General features: G+C 60.8%; 17 protein-coding genes and 3 pseudogenes. 10 read left to right on the forward strand and 10 right to left on the reverse strand.

Annotated elements, in window-relative coordinates; all coding sequences use genetic code 11:
• Positions 1-17: 17 nt before the first annotated feature.
• The 3 genes from IPP03_07605 to IPP03_07615 all read left to right on the forward strand — a co-directional run bounded on the left by IPP03_07605 (position 18) and on the right by IPP03_07615 (position 3,063).
• Entirely contained in the window at positions 18-1,577 is a 1,560-nt protein-coding gene (locus tag IPP03_07605; GenBank protein MBL0352514.1) for a DHA2 family efflux MFS transporter permease subunit, read from the forward strand.
• Positions 1,578-1,676: 99 nt separating this feature from the next.
• Positions 1,677-2,573, forward strand: a complete 897-nt coding sequence (locus IPP03_07610; protein ID MBL0352515.1) for a YihY/virulence factor BrkB family protein — start codon at positions 1,677-1,679, stop codon at positions 2,571-2,573.
• 73 nt (positions 2,574-2,646) lie between these two features.
• The gene (locus IPP03_07615; protein MBL0352516.1) at positions 2,647-3,063 is read left to right on the forward strand and encodes a hypothetical protein; all 417 of its coding nucleotides are present in this window, start codon (positions 2,647-2,649) and stop codon (positions 3,061-3,063) included.
• A gap of 33 nt (positions 3,064-3,096) precedes the next feature.
• Here IPP03_07615 and IPP03_07620 read toward each other — a convergent pair whose 3' ends face one another.
• On the reverse strand, positions 3,097-3,336 hold the full coding sequence (locus IPP03_07620) for a hypothetical protein (protein ID MBL0352517.1): 240 nt from the start codon (positions 3,334-3,336) through the stop codon (positions 3,097-3,099).
• Positions 3,337-3,421: 85 nt separating this feature from the next.
• Between IPP03_07620 and miaA the strand changes: the two genes are divergently transcribed.
• On the forward strand, positions 3,422-4,366 hold the full coding sequence (gene miaA, locus IPP03_07625) for a tRNA (adenosine(37)-N6)-dimethylallyltransferase MiaA (protein ID MBL0352518.1): 945 nt from the start codon (positions 3,422-3,424) through the stop codon (positions 4,364-4,366).
• Here the strand turns inward: miaA and IPP03_07630 are convergent.
• The 8 genes and pseudogenes from IPP03_07630 to IPP03_07665 form a co-directional block, all read right to left on the reverse strand.
• The gene (locus IPP03_07630; GenBank protein MBL0352519.1) at positions 4,363-7,434 is read right to left on the reverse strand and encodes an efflux RND transporter permease subunit; all 3,072 of its coding nucleotides are present in this window, start codon (positions 7,432-7,434) and stop codon (positions 4,363-4,365) included. The two genes, miaA and IPP03_07630, sit on opposite strands and share 4 nt — an antisense overlap.
• Positions 7,431-8,618, reverse strand: a complete 1,188-nt coding sequence (locus IPP03_07635) for an efflux RND transporter periplasmic adaptor subunit (GenBank protein ID MBL0352520.1) — start codon at positions 8,616-8,618, stop codon at positions 7,431-7,433. Before IPP03_07635 ends, IPP03_07630 begins: the two co-directional genes overlap by 4 nt.
• Before the next feature lie 85 nt (positions 8,619-8,703).
• Complete coding sequence (locus tag IPP03_07640) at positions 8,704-9,357, reverse strand: septal ring lytic transglycosylase RlpA family protein (protein ID MBL0352521.1); 654 nt, start codon at positions 9,355-9,357, stop codon at positions 8,704-8,706.
• The gene (gene purM / locus IPP03_07645) at positions 9,329-10,369 is read right to left on the reverse strand and encodes a phosphoribosylformylglycinamidine cyclo-ligase (GenBank protein MBL0352522.1); all 1,041 of its coding nucleotides are present in this window, start codon (positions 10,367-10,369) and stop codon (positions 9,329-9,331) included. Before purM ends, IPP03_07640 begins: the two co-directional genes overlap by 29 nt.
• A 185-nt stretch (positions 10,370-10,554) precedes the next feature.
• Positions 10,555-11,064, reverse strand: coding sequence for a hydrogenase maturation protease (locus tag IPP03_07650; GenBank protein ID MBL0352523.1), 510 nt, complete (start codon positions 11,062-11,064; stop codon positions 10,555-10,557).
• The gene (locus tag IPP03_07655; GenBank protein MBL0352524.1) at positions 11,061-12,524 is read right to left on the reverse strand and encodes a Ni/Fe hydrogenase subunit alpha; all 1,464 of its coding nucleotides are present in this window, start codon (positions 12,522-12,524) and stop codon (positions 11,061-11,063) included. The genes IPP03_07650 and IPP03_07655 overlap by 4 nt, the downstream gene beginning before the upstream one ends.
• 8 nt (positions 12,525-12,532) lie before the next feature.
• Positions 12,533-12,610, reverse strand: a pseudogene (locus tag IPP03_07660) (NADP oxidoreductase).
• 620 nt (positions 12,611-13,230) lie between these two features.
• A pseudogene (locus tag IPP03_07665) lies at positions 13,231-13,619 on the reverse strand (transposase).
• A 22-nt stretch (positions 13,620-13,641) separates the two neighbouring features.
• Between IPP03_07665 and IPP03_07670 the strand changes: the two are divergent.
• The 6 genes and pseudogenes from IPP03_07670 (at position 13,642) to IPP03_07695 (ending at position 19,943) form a co-directional block, all read left to right on the forward strand.
• Positions 13,642-13,875, forward strand: a complete 234-nt coding sequence (locus tag IPP03_07670; protein ID MBL0352525.1) for a type II toxin-antitoxin system HicA family toxin — start codon at positions 13,642-13,644, stop codon at positions 13,873-13,875.
• A 13-nt stretch (positions 13,876-13,888) separates the two neighbouring features.
• Positions 13,889-14,278: a type II toxin-antitoxin system HicB family antitoxin gene (locus tag IPP03_07675; protein ID MBL0352526.1), complete on the forward strand. Its 390-nt coding sequence runs from the start codon at positions 13,889-13,891 to the stop codon at positions 14,276-14,278.
• A gap of 382 nt (positions 14,279-14,660) precedes the next feature.
• Positions 14,661-15,317, forward strand: a pseudogene (locus IPP03_07680) (nucleotidyltransferase).
• 68 nt (positions 15,318-15,385) lie between these two features.
• A complete protein-coding gene (locus IPP03_07685) occupies positions 15,386-16,711 on the forward strand; it encodes an IS4 family transposase (protein ID MBL0352527.1) in 1,326 nt (441 codons plus the stop codon).
• A gap of 187 nt (positions 16,712-16,898) precedes the next feature.
• Positions 16,899-18,224 carry an IS4 family transposase gene (locus tag IPP03_07690; protein MBL0352528.1) on the forward strand — a complete coding sequence of 442 codons (1,326 nt, stop codon included), beginning with the start codon at positions 16,899-16,901 and terminating at the stop codon, positions 18,222-18,224.
• Between the two features lie 15 nt (positions 18,225-18,239).
• Positions 18,240-19,943, forward strand: a complete 1,704-nt coding sequence (locus IPP03_07695; protein MBL0352529.1) for a protein kinase — start codon at positions 18,240-18,242, stop codon at positions 19,941-19,943.
• A 140-nt stretch (positions 19,944-20,083) separates the two neighbouring features.
• Here IPP03_07695 and ltrA read toward each other — a convergent pair whose 3' ends face one another.
• Positions 20,084-21,334, reverse strand: coding sequence for a group II intron reverse transcriptase/maturase (gene ltrA / locus IPP03_07700; protein ID MBL0352530.1), 1,251 nt, complete (start codon positions 21,332-21,334; stop codon positions 20,084-20,086).
• Positions 21,335-21,463: the final 129 nt, after the last annotated feature.

Raw genomic sequence — 21,463 nt, forward strand, 5'->3', positions numbered from 1 at the left:
CCCCAGGGCCGCCGGCCATGGCTGAGAAGGCGCCGCAATACACGCCCCCGGCGCCTTTGCACGGCGGGCAGCTGGTACTCGGCACGCTGGTGCTGTCGCTGGCCACCTTCATGAACGTCCTCGATTCGTCGATCGCCAACGTTTCGATTCCCGCCATCTCCGGCGATTTCGGCGTCAGCCCCAGCCAGGGCACCTGGGTCATCACCAGCTTCGCCGTCTCCAACGCCATTGCGGTTCCATTAACCGGCTGGCTGACGCAGCGATTCGGGATGGTTCGCCTGTTCACGCTGAGCATTGCCCTGTTCGTTCTCGCCTCGCTGCTCTGCGGCCTGGCTCCAAATTTCGAGATGCTGATCCTGTTCCGGGTCATTCAAGGGCTGGTGGCCGGACCGATGATTCCACTGTCGCAGGCCTTGCTCCTGCAAAGCTATCCAAGGGAGAAGTCGGGCACTGCTCTTGCCATGTGGTCGATGACCACGCTGGTGGCGCCGGTCATGGGGCCGCTACTCGGCGGCTGGATTACCGACAACATGAGCTGGCCGTGGATTTTCTACATCAACGTGCCGGTCGGCCTGGTCGCCGCCGCGGTAACGTGGAACATCTACAAGCCGCGCGAGACGCCAACCCAGAAGCTGCCGATCGACACTGTCGGCCTCGCCGCGCTGGTCATCTGGATCGGCGCCCTGCAGATCATGCTCGACAAAGGCAAGGAGCTGGACTGGTTCGCCTCGCCGCTCATCATCGCGCTGGGGCTGGTGGCGCTGGTCGGCTTCATATTTTTCCTGATCTGGGAGCTCACCGAGGCGCATCCGATAGTCGACCTGCAATTGTTCACCTTGCGCAATTTCTGGGTTGGCACCCTGGCCCTGTCGCTCGGCTACGGCGTCTTTTTCGGCAACGTCGTTCTGCTACCCTTGTGGCTGCAGCAGCACATGGGTTACACCGCCACCTGGGCCGGCATCATCCTGGCACCGGTCGGCCTGATGGCCATTCTGATCACCCCTTTCGTCGGCAAGACAATCGGCAAGGCCGATCCGCGCCGCTACGCCACCTTCGCCTTCATCGTCATGGCCCTGGTATTGTGGATGCGCTCCCAGTTCGACACTAGCGCCGATGTCACGACACTGATGATCCCGACCATCATCCAGGGCATTTCGATGGCCTTCTTCTTCATCCCGCTGGTTTCGCTGACCCTGTCCGGCCTGAGTCCGGACCGCATTCCCGCCGCCTCCGGCCTGTCCAATTTCGCGCGCATCACTGCTGGCGCCTTCGGTACCTCGATCACCACCACGCTGTGGGATAGCCGCGCCACGATGCACCACGCGGAACTGAGCGAGCACATCTCTTCATTCAGCAGCGCGACCCAGGAAGCACTGACGCAGCTCTCAGCACTCGGCATGAGCCGCGAACAGGCACTGATCTATTTGAATCGCGTTGTCGACCAACAGGCCTTCATGCTCAGCGCGAATGACATTTTCGCAGCCTCGGCAGCCCTTTTCCTGTTATTGATTCTGGTCGTCTGGCTGGCCAGACCGGTACCTGCCGGCGCTGCGGTCGACGCCGGCGGCGCGCACTAATCCGTCGGCAGGTTCCAGGAACAGGACTAATTGGCGCTGGCAACACAATCCACTGTCGTGGTGTAATAATTGTCGGAACGGACCGAATCATCAATCCAAATGCTGCATCGCCATCTCTCCCCCGCCGTCCAGGTTCTCGCCAATCCACTCGGCTTCGTCCTGCGCGTACTGAAAAATTTTCAGTCCCACCGGGGACTGCTGCTGGCCGGCGCCATTGCCTACTACGCACTGATTTCCCTCGTTCCGCTATTGATTCTCAGCGTCATCGCCCTCTCCAGGCTGGTTTCACCGGACCAACTGCTGGACACCCTCGGGCGCTATCTGGACTGGATGGTGCCCAGCCAGTCCGCTGCGGTCCTCGACGAATTGTCGCGCTTTCTCGAACAACAGGTCGCCATCGGCACCGTTATGCTCGGCTCCCTGATCTTTTTCAGCTCGGTGACATTCTCGGCAATGAACCAGGCGATGGGGGTCATCTTCGGGCATCGCAACGGAGCTGATCAGCGTTCATCGCTCTTTTCGCTGCTGCTGCCTTTTGCCTTCGTCGGCCTGCTTGGCATCGGCCTGCTCGCCGTGACGCTGATTTCGGTCGGCGTTCAGGCCCGGGTACCGGACAGTGTCGCCATCGCCGGCCACACCTGGTATCTGCAAGGAGTCTCGGGCACGATCTTCCACCTGCTGGGCCTGATCACCGAGGCGCTGATGATCGCCGCGATCTATCATTTCCTGCCAGTCGGCCGGGTGCCAATCCGCCATGCGCTGGTGGGTGGCGTCGCCGCCACCGCCCTGTGGGAGGTGATCCGCCACGGTCTGGTCTGGTATTTCAGCAGCCTGTCGAACGCCAGCGTCGTCTACGGCTCGCTGACCAGCGCCATCGCCATCCTGCTCAGTTTCGAACTGGCCGCCACCCTGCTGCTGCTCGGCGCCGAGGTCATTGCCGAGTACGAGCGACTCGCCCAGCCGGCCGGCGAAACATCGATACAGCTTCATCGCTAATTTGCGTCAAATGGACATGCCGGGGCTGCTCACGTATTCTCGGGGGCTTCTTCCACGAATACACGATCTTGCCATGAAGCCATATGCCGCAATTCTCTCCGGTGCCCTGCTCTGCCTCGGCGCCGCCTTCGCAACCTTGCCGGCTGGCGCCGAGGAAGCAGCCGCTCCGGTCCCGGCCGGCACCACCCTGCTTGGCAACAACCTCAACTGGCGCGGCGATGTCGACCGCGCCATCGAGGTCTCGCTCCGCCATCGCAGCGTCCGCGTCAACGTCCTCTCCGGCCGCAGTCTGCGCCGGCAGCACCAGGACACTCGCGTGGAGGGATTCCTGCCGGCTCGCCCGGTCACGGTGCTCCTGGAAAACGTCGAAGGCCCCGGCACCATCGAGATCGTCCAGCAGCCCGAGCAAGCAAACAACTACACCGCGCGCGTTCGCATTACGAACAGCGAACCCGGTCGCGCGGAATTCCGCTTCACTCTGCGCTGGTAAACGCTCTGGTAATGTCTGTTGCCGGCGCCCCGGTCAGCCGCCGTTTGTCGGCTTCGCCATCTGCTGCTTGATGATCGGCCCGACCGCATTCCAGGCCGCGTTGCCGGCCCAGAAGACCAGCGCGGTGCCAATGACGATCTGAATCAGCAGGACGATCAAATCGTGCTGCTGGCGGCTCATCTTGCGCCCGGGATTGGTGGCGCCGCAGCCGGGACATGCTTCGGCCGAGAGATCGACGGTGTGACCGCAGGCGCGGCATGGAACGAGCGACATAGTTTCCCCCTTTGGTTTGCTGCCCTTTTGATGACGGCATTATAAGCCGGGCCCGCCCGCAGGGTGCGTGATAGCATTCGGCGCCATGAGCCAAACCCGTCTGCCGCCCGCCATCCTGCTCATGGGCCCGACCGCTTCCGGCAAGACCGGCCTTGCCATGGCGCTGGCCGACCGTTTCCCGGTCGAACTGGTCAGCGTCGATTCGGCGCAGGTTTACCGCGACATGGACATCGGCACGGCCAAGCCGGAGCGGGCGACCTTGGCCCGCTACCCGCACCTGCTGATCGATCTGATTTCGCCCGAAGAGCGCTATTCCGCCGCCCGCTTCCGCGCCGATGCACTGGCCGCGATGGACGACATCCGCGCCGCCGGCAAGGTGCCGCTGCTGGTTGGCGGCACGATGCTGTATTTCCGCGCCCTGCTGTACGGTCTGGCCGAACTGCCGCCAGCCGACGCCGCGCTACGCGCCACCATTGATGCCGAGGCGGCCACCCTCGGCTGGCCGACGATGCATGAAAAATTGGCGCGCCTTGATCCGTCGACCGCAGCAAGGCTGCATTCAACCGACAGCCAGCGCCTGCAACGCGCGCTGGAAATCTGTCAGTTGAGTGGCCGGCCGATGTCCGAACTGCTGGCGGCGAGCGAGCGCCAGCATCCGTCCTACAATTTCCTGTCGCTCGCCCTGCTAACGTCCGATCGCGCCGTGCTGCATGTGCGCATCGCCTCCCGCTTTGACGAAATGCTGCGAGCCGGCCTCGACGATGAAGTGCGCATGCTGCGCCGGAAGTACGCATTGAGCCTCGACCTGCCGTCGATGCGCTGCGTTGGCTACCGCCAGGCCTGGGAGGCCCAGGAAGGCATCATCCCGCAGCGCGAACTGCGCGAGCGCGGCATTTTCGCGACGCGCCAACTGGCCAAGCGCCAAATTACCTGGCTGACCAACTCGTTTGTCGCCGAGAATTACGACTGTTTGGACCCCGCGCTCGACGCCAAGATCGCCACGCGGATTGCCCGGTTTCTCGCCGACTAGTGCGCGTGAACCACTGCCGGCGCGCCTGAATCGTCTACCAGCGGTGCCTTACGCGCCGCCAGCAAGGTGTACACCGTCGGCACCACGAACAGCGTGAAGAAGGTGCCGAGCAGCAGGCCGCCGACGATAACCCAGCCAATCTGCTGCCGCGACTCGGCGCCGGCCCCGCTCGCCAGCGCCAGCGGCAACGCGCCGAGCACCATGGCGCCGGTCGTCATCAGGATCGGCCGCAGGCGCAGCGTCGCCGATTCGATCACCGCCGCCTTCAGTTCCATGCCTTTTTCCTGCAACTGGTTGGCGAACTCGACGATCAGGATGCCGTGCTTGGTAATCAGGCCGACCAGCGTCACCAGGCCGATCTGGCTATAGACGTTGAGTGTGCCGCCGGTCAGCCATAGCGCCAGCAGAGCGCCGGCCATCGACAGCGGCACGGTGAGCATGATGATGAAGGGGTCGCGGAAGCTTTCGAACTGCGCCGCCAGCACCAGGTAGATGAAGGCCAGCGCGAGGCTGAAGGTGAGCCCCAGCGACGAGGACGACTGGCGGAACTCGCGGGTCTGGCCGTTGTAGTCGACGGCGTAGCCGGGCGTCAGGATCTGCGCGGCAACGCCGTCCATGAAAGTCAGTGCTTCGCCCATCGTATAGCCGGGTGCCAGGTTGGCGGTGACGGTCACCGCGCGACGCTGGCCGAAGTGGTTCAGTTCGCGCGGCGCGATGGTCTCGCTGACGCCGACCAGATTGTCGAGTGAAATCATGCTGCCGTCGCGGCCGCGGGCATAGATGTCGCGGATGTCTTCGGGATTGCGGCGATCGCTGTCGGCGACCTGAACGATGACATCGTATTGTTCGCCGTCACGCTTGAAGCGCGTTACCTGGCGCCCGCCGAGCAGCGTTTCGAGTGTACGACCGATGGCCTCGACCGGGACGCCCATGTCGGCGGCCTTGTCGCGTTTGACCTCGATTGACAGCTCCGGCTTGTTCAGCTTGAGGTCGGTATCGACGTTGGTCAGCCCGGGATTCCTGGCAACCTCGGCGAGAATCTTGGCAGTCACCTGCTCCAGTTCCTCATAGGAAGCCGAGGTAACGACGACGAAATTGATTGGCCGTTCGCGCGGACTCTGGCCAAGCGACGGCGGCGTTACCGGAAAGGCCAGCACGCCGGGAATAGCCATGAATTTCGGGAATAGTTCCTTGGCGATATCCGTTGAGTGGCGGCTGCGCGCCTTCCAGTCGGTGAGGCCGACGAAGGAAATGCCCTGGCCGACCGTCGGATTGCCGGAAACGACAAAGAAGCGCTCGATATCCGGTGTCTGGCTGTAGATACCTTCGATCTGGCGGGCATACTTGTCGGTGTAATCGAGGGTCGCTCCGTCCGGCCCGAGAAAAACGCCGAGAATGACGCCACGATCCTCGACCGGCGCCAGTTCCGATTTCAGCATGCCGAACAGCACCACGCTGGAAGCGGCAACGGCGACGAAGCCGGCCATGATAATCCAGCGCCGGCCGAGCGCTGCGGTCAACACCCGTTTGTAGCCCAAATTCAACCAGTTCAGGAAGCCCTCGATGGCCATGAAGACCTTGCCGTGCTTTTCTTCGTGCTTGAGCAGCAGCGAGCACATCATCGGCGACAGGGTCAACGCGACGAAACCGGAAACCAGTACGGCGCCGGCCAAGGTCAGCGCGAATTCGATGAACAGCTTGCCGGTACGCCCGGTCATGAAAGCTACCGGGGCATAGACCGCCGCCAGCGTCAGCGTCATCGCGACGACGGCGAAGCCGATTTCCTGCGAGCCCTGCAAGGCGGCCTGCATCCGCGGCATGCCTTCCTCGATGTGGCGATAGATGTTTTCCAGGACGACGATGGCATCGTCGACGACGAGACCGATGGCCAGCACCAGGGCGAGCAGGGTCAGCGTGTTGATCGTGAAGCCAAGCATGAACATGATGGCGAAGGCACCGACCAGCGAGACCGGAATGGTCACCAACGGAATCAGCGTTGCCCGGAAATTGCGCAGGAAGAAGAAAATGATCGCCAGCACCAGCAGGATCGCCTCGCCGATGGTGTGGAACACCGCCTCGATCGAGCGGTCGATGAAGATCGACGAATCGTAGGCGATATCGACGCGCATGCCGGGCGGCAACTCGCTGGTCACCTTGGGCAATTCGGCACGCAGGGCCTTTGACAGTTCCAGCGGATTGGCCGTCGCCTGCTTGATTACACCGAGCGCCACCGCCGAACGGCCGTTGAAACGCACCGAACTGCGCTCCGAAGCGGCTGCAATCTCGACGCGACCGAGATCGGAAATGCGCACCGGGTAGCCATTCACGGTCTTGACGATGATGGCGCCGAACTGTTCCGGCTTGGTCAGGTCGGTATTGGCAACCACCGAGAACTCGCGCTCGCGGCTCTCGATGCGTCCAGCCGGCACCTCGACATTCTGCTGCCTCAAGGCATCCTCGACATCGGCCGGCGTCAATTGGTAGGCGGCCAACCGCGCACGGTCGAGCCAGATGCGCATGGCGAACTTGCGGTCCCCGAAAATACGCACATCGGCCGCCCCCGGCAGCGTCTGCAAGCGCGGTTTGACGATGCGACTGGCGAAATCGGTGACTTCGAGCGCCGAATGCTGGTCGGACGAGAACGCGAGCCAGATAATCGGGTTGGCATCGGCCTCGACCTTGGCGATCACCGGTTCGTCGACCGAATCCGGCAGTTTGTTGCGCACCCGCGAAACCCGGTCGCGGACATCGGCGGCGGCCGAATCAGGCGCCCGTTCGAGCTTGAAGCGCACGGAAATCTGGCTGTTCTCGGCACGCGAGATCGAGGTGATGACCTCGACCCCCTCGATGCCAGCCAGCGAATCCTCGAGCGGCTTGGTGACCTGCGACTCGATGATCTCGGCCGAGGCGCCGCGATACGTCGTATCGACGGTGACCACCGGCTCATCGATTTTCGGGTATTCGCGCACCGGTAGCCGCGTGTAGGAAACGATACCGATCAGAATCACCACCAGCGACAGCACGGTGGCGAAGACCGGCCGCTTGATGCAGATCTCGGAAATTCTCATTTTGCTTCAGCCGCCCTGACTGGTGGCATCCCGGACATACTCTCCATGCCGCTCATGCCGGCAGCCGCCGGAGCAACCGGGGCGCCTTGACCGATCGCCCGCACCGGAACGCCATCACGCAGCTTGAGCTGGCCGGCGGTAACCACCATATCGTCGGCCACCAGGCCGTCAACAATTTCCACCTGAGCCGCCCGGCGCACACCGAGCCTGACCTTGGTGGCGGCCGCCTTGCCTTCGACCACCTTGAACACGGTCGGTTGGGCGCCCGGCACGATGGCCTGCTCGGGCACCATCAACACATTCTTGCGCTCGCCGAACAGCAGGCGGACGCGGACGAACATGCCCGGCCGCAGCTTGCCGGAAGCGTTGTCGAGCCGCGCGCGACTGGAAATCGCCCGTCCGCCCTGATCGACCAGCGGATCCACCGCATCGAGCACCGCCGTGAAGGTTTCGCCCGGCAGGGCGTCGGTTATCACCTCGACGACCTGCCCCTTGGTAACGCGCCCGAGATAGGTTTCCGGCAGCTTGAAGTCCACCCGCAACGTGCCGATGTCCTCGATGTTGATCAGATCCTGCCCTTCCTTGACGTAATCGCCGACACTGACGTTGCGCAGCCCGACCATGCCATTGAACGGCGCCTTGATACGCGTCTTGGCGACCTTGGCCTCGGCCAGTTGCACCGCCGCCGCCTGCACCTTCAGCGTCGCCGCCGAGTTGTCCAGCGCCTGCTGGCTGACGAAGCGCTTCTCCAGCAGATCTTTGTTGCGCTTGAAATTACTCTGGGCCAGACCCAGGTTGGCCCGCGCCTGCTCCAGTTCCGCTTCCTGGATGGTGGCATCGATGACCACCAGCAGCGTGCCCTTGGCGACAATGCTGCCGTCCTGAAAATTGATCGCGGCGATGCGCCCGGGGGTTTCCGGGCGCAGGACCACCGACTCGTTTGATTTCAGGTTACCAACGGCGCTGGCCTCGTCGGAAAAATCCGAAGCGCCAACCTTGGCCACTTCGACCGCCACCGCGAAACCGCCCGGTGGACCACCGGCTGGAGCTTTGCTCCCGGGGCCGCTCCCCGTTCCCGTGGGGACCGCGGTCGGCGTCCGGTTTGCCGTATAGGCGTAATAGCCGAGGCCGAGCAGGCCGGCCAGTACCACGATAGTGATTCCCAGTCGTCGGTTCTTGTTCATTTCGCGCGCCATCCTTAATAATGACCAGGGAGTCAGTAACGACCGACATTGTATCCGAGAGACGGCAAGCCGAGAATTTTTCCGGCTAATGCATCGCATCCAGCTGAGCCGGGGACGCCGGGGTCAGCGATTTCGGGAGCAAGCCCGGACCGGACTCCGGCTCATCGGACACGAACGCAGCTTGGCACGAACGATCGTTGCGGTCAGTGGCTTTCAGCGGCGCCACGCGCACCAGCACGACACCGGCGCGGATCATGTCGAGATACTCGGCGACACCCCGGGAAACGTCGATGATGCGCACCCAGTGCCTGGCATGCATGCGGTCATTGACCTGGACGATGGCGCACCGGGTGTTGTCGAGCCGGCGCACGGCCACCCAACTGCCGAGCGGAAAGCGGTTGGTGGCGGCGGTAAATCCTCGCGCGTCGAAGGTCTCGCCGGTCGCCGTGCGTCGGCCGTGGAAATCCTGCCCGTAATAACTGGCCGAACCGCGCAGACCGGTCTGCTGCGATTCGACGATCTCCGCCGTGCCAATCTCGGAGGACGGCGCGCGCGCAGGCGGTTTTGCGCCTTTCTTGCCCACCGCCTTCCTGACGGCGACCTTCTTCGCCGGCGAAGCTTTCTGGGCGGACTTGTCCGCCGCCCATAGCGGCCCGGGCAGATACGCCAGGACCAGGCCGCACACCAGCGCGACGGCCCGGCGCAAACGCTCAGACCACGACGGTCTGCGCTTCGTCACCCTGCCGCGCCCGGATCCGGCCGATGCGATAGACAGCTTCGCCGGCGGCCTTCAGTTCCACCATCGCCGGCTCGGCATCAGCCGCCGCCACGACGATGACCATGCCGATCCCGCAGTTGAAGACGCGGTGCATCTCGTTTTCCGCGACCCTGCCTTCGGCCTGCAGCCAGTCGAACAGCTTCGGCCGCGGCCAGGCGGCCTTTTCCAGTTCGGCGACGGTGCTCTCCGGCAGCACGCGCGGAACATTTTCGAGCAGGCCGCCGCCGGTGATGTGGGCCATCCCCTTGACTTTGACCTTGTGCATCAGTTGCAGAACCTGCCTGACGTAGATTCGGGTCGGCATCATCACGACGTCGGCGAGCGTGCGTTCGCCGTCGAAAGAGGCATGCAGGTCCGGCCGCGAACGCTCGATGATCTTGCGCACCAGCGAATAGCCGTTGGAGTGGGCGCCGGAGGAGGCCAGGCCGAGCACGACATCACCGGGCTGGATGGTCGAACCGTCGATGATCATGGACTTTTCGACAACGCCGACGGCAAAGCCCGCCAGATCGTATTCGCCATCCGGATACATGCCCGGCATTTCGGCGGTCTCGCCGCCGATCAGCGCGCAACCGGCCAGTTCGCAACCCCTGGCGATGCCGCCGACGACGGCGGCGGCGGTATCGACGTGCAGCTTGCCGCAGGCAAAGTAGTCGAGGAAGAAAAGCGACTCGGCGCCCTGCACCAGAATATCATTGACGCTCATGGCCACCAGATCCTGCCCCACCGTATCGTGACGATCCAGTTCGAAAGCCAGGCGCAGCTTGGTGCCGACGCCGTCGGTACCGGAGACCAGCACCGGCTCCTGGTAACGCTTGGGCACCTCGAACAGCGCCCCGAAACCACCGATGCCGCCGAGCACGCCCTCGCGCATGGTTTTTCTGGCCAGCGGCTTGATGCGGTCGACGAGGGCATCGCCGGCAGCGATATCGACGCCGGCATCGCGGTAGGAAAGGGGAGTAATCAGGGTCATGGCAGCGGGCTGTTGCGGTCGACGGTGGGAATATGGCGAATCTTACCGCAAGCAGGACGATGGCGTCCGGCAAAACCGGCGGCATTGCCGCGCTCGATCAAGCTCCACGGAAATCCGGCATGAAAGCGGCGCCATAAAGTTGGTCGCGGCGGTTGCCAGCGCTTGCCACTTCCGCCATTGAGCGATCAGGGCGGGCGCAGCTTCACCCCGGTGACCTGCCGATCCCAAGCGGCGCGAGAAGGCTGGCGGCAGAGCTGCGTCAGCAGTTCCATGGCCGCAACGCAATGTTGTGACGCCATGGCGCTGAGCGGTTCGCCAAGCTCGAATTTCTCGCCGCGTACGCACAACACGAAGGCTGGCGGCGATTCCCCGCCTTCGGTTTGCCGATAGACCCGCAGCACGGCTTCCGGCGCCAGCTCGTGCGTCGTATGGGCGACTGCGGTCGACGGAAAAATTCGGGCGAAAACGAAAGGCGCCGGCGTGTTCTCGCCAGCGTCGATGAACAGCGCCAGCTCGCGTCCCCGCAGGTCGAGGGCATGTTCGATCTGCAACTGGAAATCCTCGACCAGTTCGAACTGCTCGGCCAGGCCTGCATTTTCGAGCCATTCCGCCAGTCGACCGCAGAGTTCCGGTCCGATCGCGTCGTCGCCGCGACTCGGGTTGCCGACGGCGAAGACGACGACCGGCGCGCTCATGAACGGCTCAGCGAATGAACGACCTGCCCTTCCGCATCGACCAGTTCGACAGCCAGCGGCATTTTGCCCAGCGCATGCGTGGCGCAAGACAGGCAGGGGTCGAAGGCGCGGATCGCGACCTCGATGTGGTTGAGCAGGCCTTCAGTGATTTCGCGCCCATGCAGGTAGCGGCGGGCGACATGGCGTACAGCCTCGTTCATCGCCTGATTGTTGTTGGTGGTGGAGACGATCAGGTTGGCCATCGTGATCAGGTCATTTTCGTCCACCTGATAATGATGAAACAGCGTGCCGCGCGGCGCTTCGATGACGCCGACGCCCGCCATCTGGTGCTCGCCCTCGACCATCAGATCGTCGCTCAGCAGGTCATCGTCGTGCAACAGTTCCTTGATCACCTCCGCGGCGTGCAGCATCTCGATCATCCGCGTCCAGTGGTAGGCGAGTGGCGCATGCATCGGCGATCCACCAGCGTAGTCGACGAATTCCTGTCGCTCGCGCTCGGCGAACGGCGTAGAGATCTGGTCGCAGTTCTGCACGCGGGCGAGCGGGCCGACCTTGTACCAGCCTACCTCCTTGCCGAGCGACTTGAAGAACGGGAACTTCATGTAGGTCCACGGCCGGACTTCCTCCTCGATGTACTTGTCGTACTGCTCGTAATCGACGCTGTCGAAGATCAGCTTGCCATTGTCGTCGCGCGCGCGCAGGGTGCCATGATAGAAATCGAGATCGCCGTTGTGGCCGACGATCGACATGAAGTTCGAGCGAAAGATGCCGAAACTGTTGTACAGACCCGGGTCCTGCGTATGCACCTTCTGGATCAGGTGCACCGCGTCGCGTGACCAGGCGACGATGTGATAGATCTCCTTGAGCAGTTCGTCGCGCTCGGCGACGGTCAGCGATTTGTTCATGCCGCCCGGCACCGCCCCGGTGCCATGCACGCGCTTGCCGGCGGTGACGCGGATCACTTCCTGGCCGAACTTCCTGAGCAGCACGCCGCGCCTGGCGATTTCGGGATGCGCGGCGACGACGCCGACGATATTGCGCCGGGTCACGTCGCTGTCGAAGCCAAACAGCAGGTCAGGCGAACAGAGGTGAAAGAAATGCAGCGCATGTGACTGCAGAATCTGGCCGTAGTGCATCAGGCGGCGCAGCTTCTCGGCGGCCGGCCTCAGTTTTCTGGCGCCGACAATGATGTCGAGCGCCTTCGATGCCGCGAGGTGATGCGACACCGGGCAAATGCCACAGAGGCGCTGGACCATGACCGGGACTTCCCAATACGGCCGGCCCTGGATGAATTTCTCGAAGCCGCGGAACTCGACGATGTGCAGGCGCACCTGATGCACCCTGTTCTGCTCGTCGAGCAGAATGGTGACCTTGCCGTGGCCCTCGACGCGCGAGACGGGATCAATCGCGACACGGCGCAATCTTTCGGGGTGGGCAGCGGTTTCCAGTTGATAGGTCATTGTCTACCTCAATTGTAATGAATCAAGCCGTGGTCCAACTCCGGCGCCCTGCCGGCCAGCAGATCGGTCAGCACCATCCAGATCGCAGCGGCGCACCAACCAAAGGGGTCAGAGACATTTCGATTTTCGCCGATTTTCCGGGTCGACCGCAGCAATCGATTTTCATCGTCATTTTTCATCTTCCCCGGCATTAAGGAAGCGCTGATTTATCCCGGAATTGTCATTCCGGCGAAGGCCGGAATCCAGAAAAATCAACGACCTGGACCCCGGCCTTCGCCGGGGTGACGAATAGATCTGCGTTTCCTTAGGGATATTTCCATTTTCTCATAACCTTTATTTTTCATCCCCGCTCTCCCTAAAATCTAATATTCTGCTGGTTTGCTACAGGTGGAGTGCGAACTTTACCCACCGGCTTATTCGGCCGCTCGCGTTGGTCGGTGTTGTACCGGATACCCTGTCGGGCAGAGATCGTTTGCGCAAAGCGCTCGTTCCCTGCTGGCATGCTCAGTTGCAGAGCCTGGCGAATATCGTCGGCGGCTTCCGCGTCCGATTCCGGACGAAAAAGCATCCGGTAAGCGACCTGTCGTTCTCCCGCATCCACGCCCAAACTCCGGGACAAGGAATGCAACGTCAGCCGGGCATCCTCTGCCCCCAGTCCGTTGGCGCGATAGCTTGACCAGCGGCATTGCCCCGGATCAACGACCATTCCCACCCGCACCGGGTTGAGTTCGCTGTAGCGTTGGCAGGCGAGCAGATAGCTTTCGTCTTGCACCACGCTCGATTTGTACCGCCCTTCCCCCAGGCTGCCAGTTCGCCTGTAGAAGCGGTTGATGTACTGCTGCACATAGCGACGGCCGACGGATTGCATCATTCGTGAGTGCGCTCGGCTGGCCAATGGCGTCAGCAGCAAATGGACGTGGTTGGTCATCAGTCCATAGGCATGAATTGTGCAACCACAATCGCCAGCCACCGCTCCCAGCCAATGGAGATAGCAGTAGTCATCTTCATCAGTGAAAAACATGGTTCGCGATTGATGCCGCGCTGAACAATGTGCAGCGGGTAGTCAGCAAGAAGAACTCGGGGGCGACCGGGCATATTCAATGGCTCAGAAAACCAAATGTCTCTGGCCGCTTTTGGTTGTACTTTGGCTGGTGTGTATAATACACACGCGAACAGCGCCGACATCATCAAGCAGTTGCTGCGGTCCGGGTGGGTGTTGCGGGGAGTGAAAGGTTCGCACCACATCGACACGCACCCGGAACGAGGCGGTCACATCAGCGTGCCGCATGCGAAAAAGGATTTGGGCTCTGGCTTGGCCAACAAGCTGCTGAAACAAGCCGATCTGAAGTGAAAGGAGCGAAGCCATGAGATACCCCATTGCGATTGAACAGGGTGACGAAAAACACGCGTTCGGCGTTGTCGTGCCCGATCTGCCAGGCTGCTTTTCCGCCGGCGACACCCTGGACGAAGCGGTGGACAAGGCCAGGGAAGCAATCGAGCTTTGGCTGGAAACCGTGATCGATGACGGCGGCAGCGTGCCGTCACCGAGAAGCATTGCCGATCATCAAGCCAATCCGGAATTCGTCGGCTGGATTTGGGCCGTGGTGTCTGTCGATCTGGCGGCGCTGTCCGACAGGTCGGAGCGGGTGAATATCACGCTGCCATCCAGGGTGCTGCGTCGGATTGATGCTTCCGCCAAGGCGGCTGGCGAAACCCGATCAGGATTCATCGCCAGAAAGGTATTGGCGGCATAGAATCGGGGTAACTGGCAAGCCATGACCGGGAGCATTGAGTGGGGCGGAGTAAAATTGCTCTGACCCCTATAGCGCTCCTCATCGGTGAAAAACATGGCTCGTGATAGATGCCGCGCTGAACAATGTGCAGCGCGTAATCAGCAAGAAGAACTCGGGGAAGACGGGGCATATTCAATGGCTCAGAAAACTAAATATCTCTGGCCCCTTTTGGTTGGTTTTGGCGGCGGCGGGGTTTGAGGGGTGGCGTCTGGCATGATTATTTTTATAAATCACAAAAATTCAATGCATTGCAAACAACGTATTCGCGTTATACACCTTTGGCTGGTTAAGTATACGCCTGCCAAGGCGTATACTTAACGTTAGCGTTTTCAGAGGATAACCAATGAGCTTGGAAGATAAATTGGCCGCATGGACAAAACCTTCGAGTGACACTGAACAGGATAAGCAGGATCGAACGGAGCGGATGATTCGCCAAGCCATAGATTCACATGTGGCATTCAACAACTGCTCGTTGAAGGTTTATGCAAAAGGATCTTACGCTAACAATACTAATGTCCGTTCAGATAGTGACGTAGATATAGCTGTTGAATGCACGGATATTCAATATTGGGAAGAATCTGAAAAAGGCAACCACCCACCTAGCGAGCCATACGAGGGAATTTGGACTCCGGCAAAGCTTAGAGCCGAGCTTCTTGCAGCTATGAATGCAAAATTTCCTGGGCAGGTAGACTCTTCGGGTTCTACTGCAATACAGATAAATTCTAATTCGGCGCGTGTAGATGCCGATGTTGTTCCATGCTTCAGCTATCGATACTACATGAAGTACGAATCAAGAGATGGAACAAAAATATTCAAGACTGACGGCAGCAGTATTGTTAATTATCCAGCACAACAATTAGAAAATGGGAAAGCCAAGAATACGAGAACTGGTTATGCCTATAAAAAAGGAGCGCGTTTGTTAAAGCGTATTGAAAATGCAATGGCAGAAGATGGGACATTTCGTGAGCTACCGTCCTTTTTTATGGAGTGTTTAGCCCATGCCATTACACACAACTTCAACACCAGCCCGTAACATGCTGACTTTTCAAGGAACGTGGGACGGGCGTGATGAGTTGGGCAGCGGAGGAGTTCAAGGCGATCGACCTGGGCGACCGGCGTCTGGACAAGCGCACGGTGCTGCTGGCGGAGCGCATGGCCGCCAACCCGCTGGCCAGCATCCCGCAAGCCTGCGGCGGCTGGGCGGAAACCCAGGCGGCATATCGCTTTTTTGCGCAGGACGACATCGAATGGGAAGCCATCCTCGCCTCGCACTGGCGAAGCGCCGAAACGCGCATGCAGGCGCACCCGGTGGTGCTGTGCCTCCAAGACACCACGGAACTGGATTTCAATGGTCAGCGCATTGCCGGTCTGGGGCCGCTCTCGTATGAAGCCCAACGCGGGATGTACGTGCATCCCACCTACGCGGTCAGTCCGCAGCGTGAACCCTTGGGTGTTCTGGACGCCTGGATGTGGGCACGCGAACCCAAGGACGCGAGCGGCCAACGAGGTGGCCTGCTGGAAAGCACCCGCTGGACGGAGGGCTACACCCGCATCGCGGAGTTGGCGAGCAGGCTGCCGGACACCCGGCTGGTGTATGTGGCGGATCGGGAGGCGGACATCGTGGCCCTGATGGTGCAAGCCCGCGAGCTGGGGCATCCCGCCGACTGGCTGATTCGTTCCCAGCACAATCGGGCGCTTCCCGAGGGCGGCAAGCTGTGGACTGAGGTCCTGGCCAGCGAAGCGCTCGGCGGCATCCGCTTCACGATGCCTTCGCGGCAAGGACAGAAGGCGCGGGACGTTCGGCAACGAGTCTGGGCAAAGCGGGTGACGGTCTCCGACGGCAAGGGGAGCCGGATCGAGGTGAGTTGTCTGGTGGCGCGAGAAGAAAGTGCCCCCGAGGGCGTGAAGCCGGTGGAATGGCGGCTGCTGACCAATCGGCCGATTAACTCTTTCGAAGCGGCGACCGAACTGATCGACTGGTACCGGGCGCGCTGGGAGATCGAACTGTTCTTCCATGTCCTCAAGAACGGCTGCCGCGTAGAGGCGTTGCAGTTGAGCACCGTGGCGCGGCTGGAACGGGCGCTGGCGCTGTTCATGGTGGTGGCTTGGCGGATTGCCCGACTCATGCGCCTGGGCCGTACCTGCCCAGACCTGGATGCGGCCTTGCTGTTCGAGCAGGACGAATGGCAAGCGGCTTACATCCTGAATCGGAAGAAGGTGCCCAAGACGCCGCCCAGGCTCAATGAAGTGGTGCGCTTGGTGGCGATGCTTGGCGGATTTCTGGCCCGCAAGGGCGATGGCGAGCCGGGTGTGAAGACCATTTGGCTCGGCCTTCAACGCGTCGTCGATTTCGCGGCGGGGATCAGGTTCGCCCGGGAAGCTCATGCGCTATGAGTTGTGTGTAATGGGATGTGTTTAGCCTACAACTGTCCAGACGATGCATTTGCACACCCAACATGGACTGAATGCCTTCGTGCCATGCTTTTTTATATCTGGGATAACCTTCAGGGCATGCCATTACACACAACTTCAACACCAGCCCGTAACATGCTGACTTTTCAAGGAACGTGGGACGGGCGTGATGAGTTGGGCAGCGGAGGAGTTCAAGGCGATCGACCTGGGCGACCGGCGTCTGGACAAGCGCACGGTGCTGCTGGCGGAGCGCATGGCCGCCAACCCGCTGGCCAGCATCCCGCAAGCCTGCGGCGGCTGGGCGGAAACCCAGGCGGCATATCGCTTTTTTGCGCAGGACGACATCGAATGGGAAGCCATCCTCGCCTCGCACTGGCGAAGCGCCGAAACGCGCATGCAGGCGCACCCGGTGGTGCTGTGCCTCCAAGACACCACGGAACTCGACTTCAATGGTCAGCGCATTGCCGGTCTGGGGCCGCTCTCGTATGAAGCCCAACGCGGGATGTACGTGCATCCCACCTACGCGGTCAGTCCGCAGCGTGAACCCTTGGGTGTTCTGGACGCCTGGATGTGGGCACGCGAACCCAAGGACGCGAGCGGCCAACGAGGTGGCCTGCTGGAAAGCACCCGCTGGACGGAGGGCTACACCCGCATCGCGGAGTTGGCGAGCAGGCTGCCGGACACCCGGCTGGTGTATGTGGCGGATCGGGAGGCGGACATCGTGGCCCTGATGGTGCAAGCCCGCGAGCTGGGGCATCCCGCCGACTGGCTGATTCGTTCCCAGCACAATCGGGCGCTTCCCGAGGGCGGCAAGCTGTGGACTGAGGTCCTGGCCAGCGAAGCGCTCGGCGGCATCCGCTTCACGATGCCTTCGCGGCAAGGACAGAAGGCGCGGGACGTTCGGCAACGAGTCTGGGCAAAGCGGGTGACGGTCTCCGACGGCAAGGGGAGCCGGATCGAGGTGAGTTGTCTGGTGGCGCGAGAAGAAAGTGCCCCCGAGGGCGTGAAGCCGGTGGAATGGCGGCTGCTGACCAATCGGCCGATTAACTCTTTCGAAGCGGCGACCGAACTGATCGACTGGTACCGGGCGCGCTGGGAGATCGAACTGTTCTTCCATGTCCTCAAGAACGGCTGCCGCGTAGAGGCGTTGCAGTTGAGCACCGTGGCGCGGCTGGAACGGGCGCTGGCGCTGTTCATGGTGGTGGCTTGGCGGATTGCCCGACTCATGCGCCTGGGCCGTACCTGCCCAGACCTGGATGCGGCCTTGCTGTTCGAGCAGGACGAATGGCAAGCGGCTTACATCCTGAATCGGAAGAAGGTGCCCAAGACGCCGCCCAGGCTCAATGAAGTGGTGCGCTTGGTGGCGATGCTTGGCGGATTTCTGGCCCGCAAGGGCGATGGCGAGCCGGGTGTGAAGACCATTTGGCTCGGCCTTCAACGCGTCGTCGATTTCGCGGCGGGGATCAGGTTCGCCCGGGAAGCTCATGCGCTATGAGTTGTGTGTAATGGGATGGGTCAACTGTTCGTCGCTGCCGAGTACGTGGAGCCAGACGAAGATGGCCGCAACAACTTAGCCCACTTTCTAAATGAAGGCCAGCTACGCCCCGAAATCATCTTGCTTTGGGCCGCACAGTTTTGTTATGGCATGGACTACGCACGATCAAAAGGTGTCCTCGCGCACCGGGACATCAAGCCGGACAACCTGATGATTGATCAAACCGCAACGCTTAAAGTCACTGACTTTGGGTTGGCGAAATCCATTGAATCGGATGCCACGACAAAAAAACGAGGGTGGCGGCTATTCGGAAAGACAGAAGCTGTCGAGACAGTCTCGAAAACAAGGACTGGTTCTGCCATGGGCACCCTTCCCTACATGGCACCAGAGCAGTTCCTTGACGCGAAAACCGTTGACCATCGAGCCGACATCTACAGCTTCGGCATCATCCTTTATCAGATGGTGACTGGAAATGGCTATCCGTACCGAATCAAGCCGGACTCTCAGGATATTGGATCCGAGTTCTTTCAGGCGCACTCCGCCCAAGCGCCGTTACCCGTCGACTCACCTCTAATGTCGGTAGTTGCTCGATGCCTGGAAAAAAGGCTGGAGCGTAGGTATGCAACATATGATGCCTTTCTCGCTGATCTTCGTGTCGTAGCCAACAGACTTCATATCAAGCTACCATGCGTCGCGCACGTCGCAAAAGAAGATGAAGAACTATACTCCCAGGCTCAGAGCTACGTCGCACTCGGGGACAAGGATCGCGCACTGAAAGCCATAGACGAGTACGTTTCAAAGTATGCAGAAAACGAGTGTGGATGGACGGAAAAAGGACGAATCCATTTCGAGCGTGGCGAGTATCCCCAAGGCTTGGCTGCAACCAAGCAATCGTTGGGGGTCAACCCGTATAACACTCACGCATGGAACAATCTTGGCATTCTCCTCGGCAGAACAAACGCGCCAGTGCCGGAAGTAAAGAAGGCATTCGCACACGCCCTACATTTTGACCCATACAACACCGCAGCAATGATGAATCTCATTGGGCCATTGGTGCTGCAAAAGGAGTACTCCGAGTCCGCTACGCTTACTGCGAATGCGATCAAGCTACGACCGGATAAGCCATTGGTCTTGGCGAAGGCCCAGGGACTACTCAGGGAATTCATGGAAGGCCGACATATTGCAGCCGCTAAGGCACTCTTAGAAGGTTGGTCTGCCGCGCGACCTTCGGATGTTGACGCATGGCACAACCTTGGCCTGATCTCTCTGGAGCAGGGAGACCTTGATCAAGCCATCAATTGCTTCAAGCAGGTGCAGCAGCTTGCCCCTGAAGATAACTTCGCGGTCATCCAGTTAGCAAAGCTATATTTTCAGAAAAAGAAGGCCCGTGAATGCCTCGACTGTTGCAATAAACTTCTCCACCGGGGACACGAACCACTTCTGGCTGTTGGACTGAAGGCCCGCGTCCTCAATCTCGTCAGCGGATACGCGCAGGCTTTGGAATTCCTCCAGCCCTACATCGACCATAACCCGAGCAATGACGCGCTCTTCGTAGTACTCGCCGAAATTCACGAGTACCGCGACAACTACAGTGCAGCAGTTGAGGCTCTTCAGAATGCCAAACGCATGCTGGAACTGGGTAAAGGACAACACAACGCGGATAACTTGCAATTCGTGGACGAGAAATTAATTCAGATCATGAAAACGATACGACACTGAGCGTGGACATAGAATCGCAGGAAATTCGCTGGGTCAAATCGAGACGCCCAATCGGGTAAGGACCGGCTTCTAACCGGCCCTCCCCACACCACCCACCATGCGGGTCCGCAGTGGGCGGTTCAACGAGTTGACGCGCTCGACTAAGACGAATAACCCTGCGCCTTGCACCATAACGTCTTGATGCTCAGCAACCCTTTGGTCTTGAGCCAGTCATTGCTCAACGCTTGTTGCATCGCCGGAGTACGTGCCATGTGCCAGTAGCTCTTGCTGCTGACGCCATGCTGGATCGCTGTTTTCAGGCTCACGCCCAACGCCAGCAAGTGCTTGATCTTCGTGCGCGGCCAGCGCCATTGTTTCCAATAGCCCATTCGGATGCGCCGTCTGATCCACTCGTCCAGTCCCGGGATCGGTCGGTAGTACTCGCTGATGCCAAAGTACCCCATCCACCCCCGCACGTACTGTCCCAGCTTGCGCAGCCGGAACTCCATTGATACTCCCCAGCTCCTGCCGGTGAGTTCCTTCACGCGGTACTTGAACGCCGCCAGCTTTTTCTCCAGCCAGCGGATTTTGCCCCGAACTATCGTGAAGCCCAGAAAGCCGCATTCACTTATCTTCGCCACCTTGCTTTTGACCGGGTTGATTTTGAGCTTCAGACGACCTTCCAGATATTGCGTCAAACTTTGCATGACTCGGTTTCCTGCTCGCGGACTTTTGACCAGCACCACCATGTCGTCGGCGTATCGCGCAAAACGATGCCCACGCCGTTCGAGTTCATGATCCAGTTCGTTGAGCAGAATGTTGGCCAAGAGCGGCGACAGCGGCCCACCCTGGGGCGTGCCGATGTCGCTGGGCTCGACGTGCTCACCGACCAGCACCCCGGCGCGCAGGTAACGTCCGATCAGATTCAACAACGCCTTGTCGCGGATCGTTCGCCCGAGGATATTCATCAACACGTCGTGATTGACCGTGTCGAAGAATTTGGCGAGGTCAATATCCACGGCCATGGCGTAGCCGTCCTTCACATGCCGTTGTACCTGTCTGATCGCTTGGTGTGCATTGCGGCCCGGTCGAAAGCCGAAGCTCGATTCCGAGAAGCGGGGATCGAAGATCGGCGTGAGCACTTGGGCGATAGCCTGCTGGATGACCCGATCCATGAGGATCGGAATCCCCAGCAGCCGCTTGCTGCCGTCCTCCTTGGGTATTTCGACCCGACGGACGGCACTGGGGCGATAGTGCCCGGTTTCGAGTTGGCTTCGGATGTCTCCCCAGTGCGCCCGCAGGTAGGCGGGAAAGCCCTCGATGGTGATGCCGTCGATACCCGGCGCCCCCTTGTTGGCTTTCACGCGCCCCCACGCGGTGCGCAGGTTGCCGCTGGAGAGTACTGCTGCCATTAACTCGGTTGTTTCCACTGCTTTTCGTCTCGTCTTGTTTCAAGGCTCGGTTCGGGTTGTTCGCCGGCTCGCCTTCCCCGCCTGGGGATACTTCGGCTACGCCAAGATCGCTCCGTCTGCTCCTTGTGG

It is taken from the genome of Candidatus Dechloromonas phosphoritropha (assembly GCA_016722705.1).
GTDB lineage: Bacteria > Pseudomonadota > Gammaproteobacteria > Burkholderiales > Rhodocyclaceae > Azonexus > Azonexus phosphoritrophus.